The 14,284-nt window shown below is 64.4% G+C and carries 12 protein-coding genes, 1 tRNA gene and 1 other RNA gene; 4 read left to right on the plus strand and 10 right to left on the minus strand.

Annotated elements, in window-relative coordinates:
* Nucleotides 1–20 precede the first annotated feature (20 nt).
* Nucleotides 21–884, minus strand: a complete 864-nt coding sequence (locus ACZ1JY_RS05670) for an alpha/beta fold hydrolase (RefSeq protein WP_465130644.1) — start codon at nt 882–884, stop codon at nt 21–23.
* A 104-nt stretch (nt 885–988) separates the two neighbouring features.
* A tRNA-Tyr gene (locus ACZ1JY_RS05675) sits at nt 989–1,074 on the minus strand.
* Nucleotides 1,075–1,249: 175 nt separating this feature from the next.
* Here ACZ1JY_RS05675 and rlmB point away from each other — a divergent pair.
* Nucleotides 1,250–2,065: a 23S rRNA (guanosine(2251)-2'-O)-methyltransferase RlmB gene (rlmB, locus tag ACZ1JY_RS05680; protein WP_118073459.1), complete on the plus strand. Its 816-nt coding sequence runs from the start codon at nt 1,250–1,252 to the stop codon at nt 2,063–2,065.
* Nucleotides 2,066–2,083: 18 nt separating this feature from the next.
* Nucleotides 2,084–2,944, plus strand: a complete 861-nt coding sequence (locus ACZ1JY_RS05685; protein ID WP_168903732.1) for a hypothetical protein — start codon at nt 2,084–2,086, stop codon at nt 2,942–2,944.
* 74 nt (nt 2,945–3,018) lie between these two features.
* Here ACZ1JY_RS05685 and ACZ1JY_RS05690 read toward each other — a convergent pair whose 3' ends face one another.
* The gene (locus ACZ1JY_RS05690) at nt 3,019–3,291 is read right to left on the minus strand and encodes an HU family DNA-binding protein (RefSeq protein WP_039337436.1); all 273 of its coding nucleotides are present in this window, start codon (nt 3,289–3,291) and stop codon (nt 3,019–3,021) included.
* 211 nt (nt 3,292–3,502) lie between these two features.
* Nucleotides 3,503–5,908, minus strand: a complete 2,406-nt coding sequence (gene lon, locus ACZ1JY_RS05695; RefSeq protein ID WP_168903731.1) for an endopeptidase La — start codon at nt 5,906–5,908, stop codon at nt 3,503–3,505.
* A 212-nt stretch (nt 5,909–6,120) separates the two neighbouring features.
* Here lon and ACZ1JY_RS05700 point away from each other — a divergent pair, with 212 nt between their 5' ends.
* Nucleotides 6,121–7,155 (plus strand): SIR2 family protein, encoded by a 1,035-nt coding sequence (locus ACZ1JY_RS05700; protein ID WP_168903730.1) that lies wholly within the window; start codon nt 6,121–6,123, stop codon nt 7,153–7,155.
* Between the two features lie 27 nt (nt 7,156–7,182).
* On the opposite strand, the gene ACZ1JY_RS05705 is transcribed toward ACZ1JY_RS05700, so the two are convergent.
* The 3 genes from ACZ1JY_RS05705 to ACZ1JY_RS05715 form a co-directional block, all read right to left on the minus strand.
* A complete protein-coding gene (locus ACZ1JY_RS05705; protein ID WP_465130881.1) occupies nt 7,183–8,205 on the minus strand; it encodes an MlaA family lipoprotein in 1,023 nt (340 codons plus the stop codon).
* A 129-nt stretch (nt 8,206–8,334) separates the two neighbouring features.
* Nucleotides 8,335–8,670: a YbaB/EbfC family nucleoid-associated protein gene (locus ACZ1JY_RS05710; protein ID WP_118073455.1), complete on the minus strand. Its 336-nt coding sequence runs from the start codon at nt 8,668–8,670 to the stop codon at nt 8,335–8,337.
* Entirely contained in the window at nt 8,667–10,508 is a 1,842-nt protein-coding gene (locus tag ACZ1JY_RS05715; RefSeq protein WP_465130645.1) for a DNA polymerase III subunit gamma/tau, read from the minus strand. Before ACZ1JY_RS05715 ends, ACZ1JY_RS05710 begins: the two co-directional genes overlap by 4 nt.
* A 98-nt stretch (nt 10,509–10,606) precedes the next feature.
* Between ACZ1JY_RS05715 and ACZ1JY_RS05720 the strand changes: the two genes are divergently transcribed.
* Nucleotides 10,607–11,095, plus strand: a complete 489-nt coding sequence (locus ACZ1JY_RS05720) for a DUF4188 domain-containing protein (RefSeq protein ID WP_118073453.1) — start codon at nt 10,607–10,609, stop codon at nt 11,093–11,095.
* Here ACZ1JY_RS05720 and ffs read toward each other — a convergent pair.
* The 3 genes from ffs to hrpB all read right to left on the minus strand — a co-directional run bounded on the left by ffs (nt 11,094) and on the right by hrpB (nt 14,217).
* An RNA gene (gene ffs / locus ACZ1JY_RS05725) (signal recognition particle sRNA small type) lies at nt 11,094–11,188 on the minus strand. The genes ACZ1JY_RS05720 and ffs overlap by 2 nt on opposite strands.
* A gap of 167 nt (nt 11,189–11,355) precedes the next feature.
* Nucleotides 11,356–11,634 carry an ETC complex I subunit gene (locus ACZ1JY_RS05730; protein WP_118074704.1) on the minus strand — a complete coding sequence of 93 codons (279 nt, stop codon included), beginning with the start codon at nt 11,632–11,634 and terminating at the stop codon, nt 11,356–11,358.
* Nucleotides 11,635–11,667: 33 nt separating this feature from the next.
* Nucleotides 11,668–14,217: an ATP-dependent helicase HrpB gene (gene hrpB, locus ACZ1JY_RS05735; protein ID WP_465130646.1), complete on the minus strand. Its 2,550-nt coding sequence runs from the start codon at nt 14,215–14,217 to the stop codon at nt 11,668–11,670.
* Nucleotides 14,218–14,284: the final 67 nt, after the last annotated feature.

The raw sequence follows: 14,284 nt of genomic DNA on the forward strand, positions 1-14,284 counted from the left end.
GCTCGCGCCAGAACAAGCAATCATCCCTGCTTCTGCCACGGGGCGGACACCCTTGGCGGCATGGCCCGCCCGAGAAACGCAATGACCGCCTCGTTGAAAAGGTCGTTGCGATCGCCCGCGACCATATGCCCCGCACCGCCAATATCGGCCACTTCCAGATGAACGATCCGCTCTGCCAGATGGTCCACGCCTTCATTGGTGACGATGTCGGACTTCATGCCGCGCACCAGCAAGCTTGGGACCGACTGTGTCCAGTCCGCTGCGGCAATCATCTCTTCGAGGGAAATACCCGGGTTCCCGCCAGTCAGGAACTTCGGGTCCCAATGCCAGTAGAAGCGCCCATCGCCTCCCTCGCGCAGATTCTTGCGGAGGCCGTCGAGCCGCGCCGGGCGCTTGCGATCCGGGTAGTAGGCAGAGATCGCATCAGCAGCCTCTTCCAGCGATGCAAAGCCGTTCGGATTGGCGGACATGAAGCCGACGATCCGGTCGACGCCCGATTCGGACAATCGCACCACGACATCGACAAGCACCAATGCCGCCGGAACCGTGCCATGGCACGCCGCAGCCATTGACGACAGACCACCCAGCGATGCGCCTACGAAGGCAAACGGCCCTCGTGCACGCTTGGTAACTCTGGCGAGGTCGCCCGCCCGTCGCTGCAGCGAATAGTCACCGTCCGGCTCCCAGTCGCTCTCGCCATGACCGAGCAGGTCGTAGTTGATCACGTGATAACCGGCCGAAGCCAGTTCCTGACCGGCCCGATCCCAGCTGTGCCGGGTCTGCCCGCCGCCATGCCCAAGGATGACGGTCGGCGCATCGGGATCACCCAGCTCGTCTGCAACAATGGACAAGTTTCCTGAAACAGGGATGCGGATCTTCGTCATGCTGCGCAGCGTTGCGCAACTGCCATCGCAGCGCAACCACAATTAATTGGCCGATTAAGGCCCGGCTATATGGGGGGGCGCTCTCAGCAGGAGCGAAGGGCTGGTGGTGGACAGGGCTAGATTCGAACTAGCGTACGCTTGCGCGGGCAGATTTACAGTCTGCTGCCTTTAACCACTCGGCCACCTGTCCACACCAGTGCTGCCGGTGCCGGTTCTTCCCGAAGAAAGACCCGATTTTCGAAGTCTCCGAGGAGACCGTCCGGCCGAGTGGCGGCCCCTTTGGCGAAGCTGGACTTGCCTGTCAATGGGCAGGCTGGCATGCGCGACACGAAATTTTTCAACAAGCTTGCAGAGAAGGTCTCCCGATGCCCCGCAATGACGATCAACCGAAGGGCCGTGCGCTGCGCGGCCGCGCCGGCCGCAACAGGGGAGGACGCGGCTCGGGCCGGGGCAGCGCGGGCTCGATCCGCCTGTGGGGTCGGCACGCCATCGAGGCTGCGCTGACCAATCCCAACCGCGATGCCAAGAAGCTGTGGGGCACGCGCGAGGCGATCCAGGCCATGCTCGACGATCACGACGCCGAATTGCCCGCCTCGCTTCCGGTGGAATATGCCCAGGCGGCAGACCTTGCGCGCCTTGTCGCCAAGGACGCACCACACCAGGGCCTCGTGCTCGATTGCGCCCCGCTCGACGATGTCGCGCTCGACGACGTTCTCGACGAATCCGAGGGCCGCACCATCGTCGTGCTCGATTCTGTCACCGATCCGCACAACGTCGGCGCGATTCTCCGCTCCTGCGCCGCCTTCAATGTCGCCGCACTCGTCACGCAGGACCGTCATGCGCCGCCCGAATCGGGCACGCTCGCCAAGTCGGCTTCGGGCGCGCTGGAGATCGTGCCGTGGGTCCGCGTTGTGAACCTGTCGCGCGCGCTCGAGCGGATGAGCGAGGAAGGCTACTGGCGCATCGGCCTCGACGGCGATGGCAAGGCAGTATTCCCCTCCGCCGTTCCCGCAGGCCCGGTCGCGCTCGTCCTTGGCGCCGAGGGCGAAGGGCTGCGCCACAACGTTGCCCAGCACTGCGACGCGATAGCGCGCCTGCCGATTGCTTCGGCCATCGAAAGCCTTAACGTGTCGAACGCCGCGGCCATCGCGCTCTATGCGGTCGCCACGCGCGAGGGATAAGCACGACAGGAGGGGCAGATGCGGCGTTATTGGGCTTTGGCGGCGGCAACGCTCGCCACACTGCTGCTGGCAGGCTGCCTGCTCCTCCCCGGCAAGTTCACCTCAGGCATAGACCTGCGCAAGGACGGCAGCTTCAGCTTCACCTACAAGGGCGAGATCCATGTCCTCGCCCTGTCGAAGCTCGCCGCCGAAGAGCGCAACCGCAAGAACGAGACCGCGACTTTCGAACCTTCGACCTGTTTCGATGACGAGAAGGGCGAGGAACGGACCTGCACCGCCGACGAAATCGCGGAGCAGAAGAGGGTCTGGGAGGAAGACGTTGCCGCCAGCAAGGCTGCAGCTGAGGAAAAGAAGAAATCCGACGAGCAGATGGCCAAGGCCATGCTCGGCGGCATCGACCCATCCGATCCACGCGCCGCGCAGGAGTTCGCCGAACGCTTGCGCCGTCAGAGGGGCTGGAAGTCGGTCATCGACAAGGGCGATGGCAAGTTCGAAGTCGAATACGCGATCACCGGCAAGCTGACCCATGATTTCAGCTTCCCGATGGTGGAAAAGCTGCCGATGGTAATGCCCTTCGTCACAATGATCCGTCGTGCCGATGGTAGCGTGCGCATCGATGCACCGGCATTTGCCTCGGGCGCGGCAAGCTCTCCGATCATGGGCATGGCCGCCATGGCCGCCGATGAAAAGAGCGGAAAGGCCGGTGGCGATGGCATGCCCGTGCTCGACGGCGTGCTGACGCTGACCACCGACGGCGAGATTCTAGCGAACAATACCGACGAGGGTCCTGCCATGTCGCCTTCGGGCAGGACGCTGCAGTGGAAGGTCAACGAACGCACCAAGGAAGCGCCGACCGCCCTCATCCGCATCGTCACATGAAAAAAGCCGCGCCGGTCTGGCTGACCGACGCGGCTCCAAAATTCCCCGGGCCTCCAGTCCCGGTCAGTCAGCGATCAGTTGACCGCGTCCTTGAGGCCCTTGCCGGCCTTGAACTTGGGTTGTGCCGAAGCCTTGATCGACATCGGCTCACCGGTACGCGGGTTGCGACCGGTCGATGCCTTGCGCTTGGCCACCGAGAAGGTGCCAAAACCGACCAGGCGCACTTCGTCGCCCTTGGCCAGGGCACCGGAGATCGATTCGAAAACGGCCTCGACGGCCTTGGTCGCATCGCCCTTCGACAGGCCGCTGACATCGGCGACGGCGCCGATCAGATCGTTCTTGTTCATTGCGGAACCCCCTAAGTCTTTTGTCTTGGGTTGAATGGAATTGAGTCGCCTTTCGGGTGCACGGAAACAAGCCGAGAAACAATCACCTGTCAAAGGCTATTCGGCTCTGCCCAGCCCGGAATCACCTTATTTTTAGCCACTTTTCAGAACAGGAAAGGGGTGCACGCAACAATTGTGCGCACACCCCTCCCGAACTTGCACTTAACAAAGGTTAGTGGGCAGTCGGCGCAGCCCCTGTCGCGCCGGCCGGTGCGGTCGGCTGCGAGGCAAGATCGTCAGCCTCGGTCCACTCGATCGCCTGCGGCACCGATGACAGCGCGCGGGCCAGCACCTCGTCGACATGGCTGACCGGCACGATTTCCAGCCCTTCCTTGATGTTGGCCGGAATTTCAGCAAGATCCTTGCGGTTCTCCTCGGGGATCAGCACCGTCTTGATGCCGCCACGCAGCGCCGCAAGCAGCTTTTCCTTCAAGCCACCGATGGCCAGCACGCGGCCACGCAGCGTGACTTCACCGGTCATTGCCACTTCTGCGCGCACCGGAATACCGGTCAGCGTGGAGACCATGGCGGTGACCATGCCGATACCCGCGCTCGGCCCGTCCTTTGGCACGGCGCCCTCTGGCAAGTGGATGTGCAGGTCCTTGCGATTGAAGATCGAAGGCCGGATGCCATAGGCCGGGCTGCGTGCCTTGACGAAGCTGAACGCCATCTGGACGCTCTCGCTCATCACCTCGCCCAGCTTGCCGGTGGTCTTGACCGCGCCCTTGCCGGGCACTGTCACGCTTTCGATCGTCAGTAGTTCACCGCCCACCTCGGTCCAGGCGAGGCCCGTGACGGCGCCGACCTGATTTTCCTCGTCGGACACGCCGTGACGGAACTTGCGTACGCCGGCAAAGTCCGAAAGGTTTTCCGGCGTGATCGTGACCGACTTGGTCTTGCCTTCAAGGATCTGTCGCAGCGACTTGCGCGCAAGACGCGCCACTTCACGCTCCAGCGTGCGCACGCCAGCTTCGCGGGTGTAGTAGCGGATCAGGTCGCGCAGCGCTTCGGTCTCAAGCGTGAACTCGCCCTTCTTGAGGCCGTGCGCCTCAACCTGCTTGCGCACCAGATGGCGCTCGGCGATCTCGACCTTCTCGTCTTCCGTGTACCCTTCGAGCCGGATGATCTCCATGCGGTCCAGCAGCGGCTGCGGCAGGTTCAGGCTGTTCGCCGTGCAGACGAACATCACGTCCGAAAGGTCGAAATCGAGCTCCAGGTAGTGGTCCTGGAACTTCGCGTTCTGTTCGGGGTCGAGCACTTCCAGCAGCGCCGAGGCCGGATCGCCCCGGAAGTCCTGACCAAGCTTGTCGATCTCGTCGAGCAGGAACAGCGGGTTCGCAGTTCCAGCCTTCTTGAGGTTGGTCACGATCTTGCCCGGCAGCGAGCCGATGTAGGTGCGGCGGTGACCGCGGATCTCGGCCTCGTCACGCACGCCGCCCAAGGACTGGCGCACGAACTGGCGCCCCGTCGCCTTGGCGATCGACTTGCCGAGCGACGTCTTGCCAACGCCCGGAGGCCCGACAAGGCACAGGATCGGCCCCTTCAGCTTGTTGGTGCGCGCCTGGACGGCAAGATACTCGACAATACGGTCCTTGACCTTGTCCAGCGCATAGTGATCCGCATCGAGCACGGCCTGTGCAGCCGGAATGTCCTTCTTCAGCTTGCTGCGCTTGCCCCACGGCAGGCCCAGCAGCACGTCGAGGTAGTTCCGGATGACGGTCGCCTCGGCGCTCATCGGCTGCATCGTCTTGAGCTTCTTCAGCTCAGCCGTCGCCTTGGCCTTGGCTTCCTTCGACAGCTTGAGAGTGTCGATCTTCTCCTGAAGCTCGGCAATCTCGTTGGCTTCCTCGCCATCGCCGCCACCCAGTTCCGACTGGATCGCCTTGAGCTGTTCATTCAGGTAGTATTCGCGCTGGGTCTTTTCCATCTGGCGCTTCACGCGGCCACGGATCTTGCGCTCCACCTGCAGCACGCCCAGCTCGCCCTCCATGAAGGAAAGCACCATCTCAAGCCGCTTCATCGGGTCGGATTCGGAAAGTACTGCCTGCTTGTCGGCCACCTTGGCTGCAAGGTTCGCCGCAACCGAATCCGCAAGCTTCCCGGCATCCTCGATATCGCCAAGCTGGCCGCCGGCATCCTGCGGCAGCTTCTTCGAAAGCTTCGCGTATTCGGCGAACTGATCGACGACCGAGCGCATCATCGCGGAAATCTCGGTACTCTCGGCCACCACGGCTTCCTGCGGCTCGACCTGCGCAACCAGCATCGCGCCATGCGTCGTCGTCTCTTCGCGCAGGCCTTCAAGGACCGCGCGATCACGCCCTTCGACGAGCACGCGCACCGTGCCGTCCGGCAGCTTCAACAACTGAAGCACGCTGGCAATCACGCCGGTATCGTAAAGATCGTCGCGATCCGGATCGTCGCAGCCCGGATCGAGCTGGGCGAGCAGGAAAATGTCCTTGTTGCCGGCCATGGCCGCTTCCAGCGCCGCTACCGATTTCTCGCGCCCGACAAAGAGGGGCACGACCATGCCGGGGAAGACAACGATGTCGCGAAGGGGAAGCAGGGGATAGAGATTCATGGGCACTTCGTTTCCGTCCTGCCGGGCACGCCGCCCGGCGCTTTCCCGGGATATGGGGAGCGCGCGCGTCTGTCGCAATGGCTTTTGCCATATCGGCTGTGGATCACGACAACTCCGGCGCAGTCTGATCCTCTTCCCGGCGAAAGCCGTAAACCGGATGTTAGGTATAAATACGCATTGGAAGTCGGGGACGGGAAAGGTTGCCACACCGGATGCTGCGTACACGAACAACACTGATCGTCGGCGCAGGCGCGAGCGCCGAACTGCAATTTCCGACCAACGCGGAACTTCTTGCCCGCATCATCCAGGGCTATGACTTCAAGCGCGCCAACTCGGAAACGTCGACGCGCGACGGCCAGTTGCTTCTGCGCAACATCTACAAGCTTGCGGAAAGATTGAACAAAAAGGTTGGCGACGTTGCGGCGGCCGCCGAACGCCTGCGCAATGCCTGCCGCCTCGGTCGCTCGATCGATACCGTGCTCGAACAGTATGATCATGACCCCCTCGTCGTCGCCTGCGGCAAGCTGGCGATCACGTTCTTCATGGGTCAGGCCGAATCACGCAGCAACCTCAAGGACGCTCCCCGCGTCGAAGGGGAATTGCCGTTGCAGGGCAAGATCGCGGAATACTGGATCTATCAGCTCGGCCAGTTGATCACGTCGGGCGTGCCGCGCAGCAAGATTGGCCAGACGCTCGAACAGCTCACCATCATCAACTTCAACTACGACCGCTCGGTCGAGCATTTCCTGCCCTACGCGCTGGTCATGGCCTATGGGATAGAGCTCAAGGAAGCGCAGCAGGTCATTGCCGAAAAGCTCGACATCGTGCACCCGCATGGCTCCATTGGCCGCCTGCCATGGCAGAAGGGCGAAGCACCCCAGGCCGAATGGGGCGTTGAGCAGCCGTGGAACATCCACGCCATCGCTGCCCAGTTGAAGTCGCTCAACGAACGCAGCACCGATCGCAATGCCTTGCGCGATATCCGCCTGTCCGTGGCCAGTGCGAAGCGCCTCGTTTTCCTGGGCTTTGGCTTCCAGCCCCAGAACGTCGACTTGCTGTTCGAGAATACGCTATCGCATAACCCCGAAGTGCTGATCTCCACTTACGGCATGAGCAGCGGCAATGCCGCAACCGTCGCCCAGATGATCCGCCGCCTTGCCGGGCTGGAAACCGCCGACCAGTTGATGATCTCGCCGAACAAGGCCTGGGAAGTCCTGCGGGATTTTTCGCTGCTGCTGGAGAGTTGAGGCCCCCGGCTGCACGGGGGAGCAATCTCAACGTTCGGAAGGCAGCGGCTGCACCACCGGTTCAGAGACGAATATCGGAGCGGGCGGCGCAGTAGAAACCGGCTCGCTGGCCGCAGTAGGCATCGCGGGCGGCGGTGTCGGCGTGATCGCCGGCAGGACTATCGACCCTTCCTTCTGGAAGTCCGCCTTGCCCTTCAGTGCGTCGATCTCGGCCTGCCGGGTCTTGAGGTAAAGCTCGCGATAGGACGCGTAAGGGTTCGATTCCTCGCGGATGCGCTTGAACAGTTCGTCGTTCGCCACACGCTCGTCTAGCGAGCGGATGACGAAGCTGCCGTAGACATAGCCCGGATTGCGCAACGGACCGCCGACGGCAAACGGCATCAGGAAACGATCAAGCCCAAGCCCGATCACGTCGCGCAGCGTCGTCGGGCCGACCAGCGGCAGGAACATGTAAGGTCCCGGCCCGATGCCATAATAGCCGAACGTATAGGCAAACCCGTTGCGACGATACGGCAGGTTGAAAGGCTTCTTCTTCGCAACGTCAATCACGCCGCCGACGCCGATCGTCGAATTGATCGCGAACCGGCCGACTGTCTCGGCGGCCTTCCCCGGTTTCAGTTGCAGAAGATAGTTCAGCGCGACGATCGGCTCGGTCAGGTTGCGCAGGAAGTTCCTGAGACCCATGCGGATCGGACGCGGCACGCCCTTTTCGTAAACGTTGGCAACCGGCGCGATCACCGCGTCGTCCACCGCCTGCACCGCGTCGTAGCTCGCCTGATTGACCGCCTGCATCGGGTCTTGCTGCGGCGTCTTCTCGCCCGATACCACGATCGCCTGGTCATCCTGCTCGATCTGGTCGAGCGATGGGGCCGGGGCCTGCGGCAAGGCAACGGGTGTTGCGGGCTGTGGTTCAGTGGGTGTTTCGGCAGGAAGCGGCGTTGCTGCACTGGCAGAGGCGCCTTGTGCATCCTGCACCAGCGCGACCTCCGGTTCCGCTGGCCCATCCGCAACGGGAACGGCAAGCAGGGCAGCGCTGGCAAGCAAGGTCACACTCAAGCAGGAATTCCTGTCCGGTTCTTCAGTTTACCGCACAGCCTTGGCCTGCCCCCAGCCATGCCGCAAGTCATCGAATCGCAATTCATCGCCAGCCCGCACCGGCCTGACTGGTCAAACCACTGGTCAGAACGGCAGCTTGAAGCCCGGCGGGATGCCCGCAGCCATCTGTACCTTCTGCATTTCCTCTGCCGCTGCGGCATCGGCCTTGCCACGCGCGTCGTTGAACGCTGCCGCAACCAAGTCCTCGAGGATGCCCTTCTCCGATGGTGCCAGCAGGCTCTCGTCAATGCTGACGCCGATCACCCGCCCCTTGGCCGAAGCCTTGATCTTCACCAGCCCACCGCCGGCCGCACCCTCGACTTCGATATTGTCGAGCTTGCCTTGAGCGTCTTCCATCTGCTTCTGGATGGTCTGCGCCGCCTTCTGGGCGGCCTGGATCATCTCTTCCATCGACTTCATGCGCGTTTGCTCCAGGGTCTCTTCTCGTGCTCTCGCGAGCTTTCCTCATCAATGATCACCGCGCCCGGAAAAGCTGCCAGCGCCGCCTTGACCAAAGGATCTTCCTTCATCGCCGCGTCCGCCGCTGCCACCTTCTCGGCCTTGGCTTCCTCGAGGCTCGGGCGGGCATCGCCCTCCCCGCGCTCGATGATCCACGCCTCGCCAGTCACGTGATTCAGCGCGCGCCGGATATCCGCCGCCGGATCGTTCGGCAATCCCGGCGCCAACTGATAGCGCAGCAAGCCCGGCTTCAGTTCCACCACCCGCACGCCCAGCCGCATCGTCGATCCAACCAGCGGCGAGACGTGCTCCACCTGCTCGACCAGCGCTTCCCAGTCCATCGCGGGCGCAGCCGCCCCTTGAGCCACGGGAGTCGAGACACCACCCGGCTCTGCGGTTTGCGCCACGACCACGGGCCGCGAAGCAATCTCTTCCAGCTTCTTCACCAGCCCGCCAGGGTCCGGCAGGTCAGCCGCGTGCATCACCCGCAGCAAAGCCATCTGTGCCGCCACCAACGGGTCGGGCGCGACCTTCACTTCCTCGTAACCCTTGAGCAGCAGCTGCCACAGCCGGTGCAACTGCCCTGCCGAAAGCGCCTTTGCCCAGCCTTCCAGCGCCTCGCGCTCCTCGGTCGAGCGCACATCCGGCCCCACGCCGCCGATCTGCGTCACCGTCACGCGGTGGACGACGTCCATCTGCGCCCGCATCATCGCGATCGGCTCGATCCCCAGCGCATACTGCTGCGCCACTTCGTCGAGCACCGTGGCGCCCTTTCCGGAAAGCACGGCATCAAGCAGGCGGCGCTGCATCGTCTTGTCGGCCAGGCCCAGCATCTGCCGCACCTGTTCCGCCGTCACCCGCGTCTTGCCGTCATCGCTGCCGACAAGATCGGCATGGCTGATCGCCTGGTCGAGGATCGAAAGGCCATCGCGCACCGATCCTTCGGCAGCAGCCGCGACCATCGCCAGCGCCTCGTCCTCGGCCTCGACACCTTCCTTGCCGCAGATCATGCCGAAGTGGCTGGCGAGCAGCGGGGCGGGAATGCGCTTCAGGTCGAACCGCTGGCAGCGCGACAGCACCGTCACCGGCAGCTTGTCGACTTCGGTTGTCGCAAAGAGGAACTTCACATGCGCCGGCGGTTCCTCAAGTGTCTTGAGCAAGGCGTTGAAAGCATTGCGCGACAGCATGTGGACTTCGTCGACGATGTAGATCTTGTAGCGCGCCGAAACAGCCGCATAGCGAACCGCCTCGATGATCTCGCGCACGTCATCGACGCCGGTATTCGACGCCGCGTCCATCTCGATCACGTCGATGTGGCGACCCTCGGCAATCGCCCGGCACGGCTCGCACACCCCGCAAGGATCAATCGTTGGCCCGCCCTGCCCGTCCGGGCCAATGCAGTTGAGCGCCTTGGCAATCAGGCGCGCGGTCGAGGTCTTGCCGACCCCGCGCACACCAGTCATCAGGAAGGCGTGGGCCAGCCGGTCACGCTTGATCGCGTTGGCCAAGGTCTGGACCATCGCGTCCTGCCCGATCAGTTCGGCAAAGGTCTGCGACCGATACTTGCGCGCCAGCACGCGATAGGGCTGCGCAGCGGGTGGCGCTGCGGCCTCGACGGTCGGAGCTGGCGCAGTCTCTCGCACTACTGGTGCAGGAGCAGGAGCAGGCGCTGGCGGGGCGGCAACCGGCGCCGGATCACCAAACATCGAGCTCTGCCCCGCCGCTTCGAGTTCGGCAGCGGAAGGCTTGTTCTCCTCCTCTTGCGGAGGATCGCCAAACATGTCGGTGGAATCGGCCATTGCTACCTTAGGTAAGCACTCGCAGCCCGAATGTCGAATGCCCGACAAACGGGAATCGGTGGATTGACTCATAAGTTGCAAAATGCAACTTTAAAGCCATGACGAAAGTGCTTTCAGGCCGCCTCACCGCCGATTTTGACCGCTCGCTGGTGGTCTTCGTGATCGGTATGCGCATCAACCACTTCCACAAGGTGGGCAAGTGGCTCCCAGTCGCCCGCGCCATGGGGCCGATGATCAGGGAATTGGCGGGCAACCCGCAAAGCGGCTATCTTGGCGTCGAGACGATGCTGCGCGGACCACGCACGGTGGTGATGATGCAGTACTGGCGCGATTTTGACAGCCTCGAAGCCTACGCCCGCGATCGCGACCAGAAGCACTGGCCTGCCTGGACAGCGTTCAACAAGGCCGTGGGCAGCAACGGCACCGTCGGCATCTTCCACGAGACCTACGCCGTCGCTGCCGGAGCTTACGAGACGATCTACGGCAACATGCCGCCGTTCGGTCTCGGCAAGGTCGCTGGACTCATCCCGGCCACCGGCAAGCGCAATGAAGCACGCTCGCGCATGAAAGCCGCAACTGAGGGGTGAAATAGGAGCCGGCCGACCCGCCGCAACCCGTTGTGGCTGCTTCCTTCCGGACCTGACCAGGTTGGCGGACGCAAGCGTCCGACCGACTCCCGGCGCGGCATATGGAGAGGAAGCAGGGGCTTGTCCAGCCCCCAAGTGCTGTTCAGCGGCAGCGGCCCGCTCCTCCGGCCCGGCTACCTGTCGAGGTATGCTTTGGGTGGCCGGGCCGGGGGAGCGGGCCGGTGCCGCAAGCCTTCCGCGGATGCGGAAGGCGCACCTGACTAACGAAAATTATCCGCGTAGCTCTGCAGCTTCAGCTTGCGCGGCGGCGTCGGGATCACCCGCACTTCGATGCCATAGCGATCCGCATAGGCCTGCGCTTCTTCCTGCGAATTGAACGCAAGCGTCACCTGGCTCTGCGTGTCGCCCGATCCGGCCCAGCCCATCAGCGGGTCGGGACGGCGTGCCTCGGCGGGTTCGAATTCGAGCAGCCAGTCGCTGGTCCGGGCCTTGCCGGACTGCATGGCGTTCTTCGGGCGCTGATAGATGCGTGCTGACATGGCTTCGCGCTTGCACACGAATCAGGCTGCAAATCAAGTCCGCTTTTGCGCGTTGAAGGCGTTCTTGGTCTTGAGGCTCGGGTCCTCGGCCCAAGGCTCGTCCGGCCAGCGATGCTTGGGGTAGCGGCCCTTCATGTCCTTGACCACATCGCGCCACGATCCGCGCCAGAATCCGGGCAGGTCGGCCGTCGTCTGGATCGGCTTGCCGCCAGGACTGGTCAGGCTGAGCAACAGCGGTCTTGGCGGTTGCCCCACGCAAGGATGCCGCTCCAGCCCGAACAGCGCCTGCACCCGCAATTCCACGCAAGGCCCGCCTTCATGACCATAGTCGATCGCGTGGCTGGTACCGGCAGGCGAGCGGAACTCGGCCGGGGCCAGCTTGTCGAGCGCCTGCCGCTCGTTCCAGTCGAGCCGGTTCAGCAGTGCCTCGTGCAGCCTGCCCGCGCCGATCTGCAGATCGCGCCTCCCCGCCAGCAATGGCCCCAGCCAGTCCTCCAGCTCGTCCAGCAGAGCTTCTTCGGTCAGAGCCACCAGTCCCGCATACCCGGCCCGCACGATCAGCGCCTTGGCCGCGTCGCCCAGCCGCAAAAGCTCAAGCCCGCCATCACGCACCACCTCGATCAGCTTGATGGCAACCGCTTCGGCATCAGGCTTCGGGTCAGGCACCCGCGCCAGCACAATCGCCCCCAGCTTGCGCTCCAGTCGCGCTTCAACGCGCCCCTCCCCCGCGTTCCAGGCCAGCGAATGCCGCTCCTCCATCCGGTGAGAAAGGAAGCGCGTAACCTCTTCATCCTCCAGCGCAATCGCCGCCGTGATCCGCGCGCCCTTGGCCTCGCCTTGCGCGTCTCCGATAACCAGCCACTTCGCCGTCGCCAGCGGCGATGCCGAATCGAGCCGATAGCCTCGCCCGCCCGACGCCAGCCACTCCTCGCCCGAAGACCCCCGCGCCCGCGCAATCCGGTCGGGAAACGCCTCGGCCAGAAGCACGCCCAACGGCACCTCGCTCTTGCGTCCTTCGACAGGCTCAGGACGAGCGGGCTTGGCATCGGAACCCGGCTCGAACCCGTCTGAAACCCGCTGATGCTGAGCTTGTCGAAGCACCTTGTTGGCAAGCTCCGCCCACCGCGCCGCCAGCTTGCGCGATGCCTCGGCCCTGCTCCCGCGCTCGCCCGCCCAGCGGTCCAGCCGCCGCGCCAGATCCTCGCCGCGTCCGCCAAGGCCACGCTCCTGCAGCAACAGGGCAAGTCGCGCTGCCTCGTCGGCCTGTCCGCGCTCTGCAGCAAACAACAGCATGTGCGCCAATGCGGGCTCCATCGGCAGGCGCGCCATCGCTCGGCCATGTACGGTAATCTCGAAATGATCCCGCTCACCCTGAGCCTGTCGAAGGGCCAGCGCACCCAAGGCCTGCAAGGCCCCTCGCGCCGCGGCCATCGCAGCCGTTGGCGGAGGATCGAGCCAAGCCATCCCCGCCGGATCGCCCGCCCCCCACTGCGCCAGCGTCAGCGCCAACGGGGCCAGATCGCTCGTGACCACCTCGGGCGGATCAAACGCCGGTCGCCCCGCGTGTGCCGCCTCTTCCCACAGGCGATAGGCCACGCCCGGCCCCTGCCGCGCCGCACGCCCCGCCCGCTGCGCCGCCGAAGCCTGGCTCGCCCGCGTCGTCACTAGCCGCGTCACCCCTGCGGCCTTGTCGAACTCCGCCCGCCGCGAAAGGCCCGCGTCGACCACCACCGATACGCCATCCAGCGTCAGCGAGGTCTCGGCAATGCTCGTCGCCAGCACGATCCGCCGCCGCCCTTGCGCATCACGCCGGATCGCCGCGCGCTGCCCTGCGGGCTCCACCTGCCCATGCAGCGGCAACACCAGCGCCTGCGGCAAGCGCTCAGCCAGCAGTTCTGCCGTCCGCTCGATCTGTGCGACGCCCGGCAGAAACGCGAGGATATCCCCCGTCTCCTCCCGCCACGCCGTCTGGATTGCAGAGGCCATCGCTGCCTCGATCTTGACATCGGGCCGCGCACCCAGCCACTTGACCGTCAGAGGATGCGCCTTGCCTTCGCTCTCCACCACCGGGGCATCGCCAAGCAACGCGGCGAACCGCGATCCGTCGATGGTCGCTGACATCACCACGATGCGCAAATCCTCGCGCAGCACCCCTTGCGCCTCCACCGCCAGCGCCAGCCCGAGGTCGCTATCGAGGTGCCGCTCGTGCGCCTCATCGAACAGCACGGCGGAAATGCCCTGCAATTCCGGATCGTTCAGGATGGTCGAGACGAAGATCGCCTCGGTCATCACGATCACCCGCGTTCGGGCAGAGCGCTTCGCATCGAGGCGCGTAACATAGCCAATCGTCTGCCCGGCCTCCTCGCCCAGCAGTTCCGCCATCCGCTCAGCCGCCGCGCGCGCCGCCACACGCCGCGGCGACAGCACGATGACCTGTCCGCTGCACCACGTCTCGCCCAGCAAGGCTGGCGCAACCGCGGTCGTCTTGCCCGCCCCCGGCGGCGCGATCAGCACCGCGCTCGGCCCCGCGCGCAGGGCAGAAAGCAGGTCGGGCAGCACGGCGTGGATCGGCAGGTCGTTCACGCCATGCGCCTTAACGGCCTTTGCCCGCCCAAGGCAACGCTCCGGGAAACGCAGCCCCTTACAGATC

This window comes from Novosphingobium sp. BL-A-41-Hi4B-X5A, assembly GCF_055521705.1.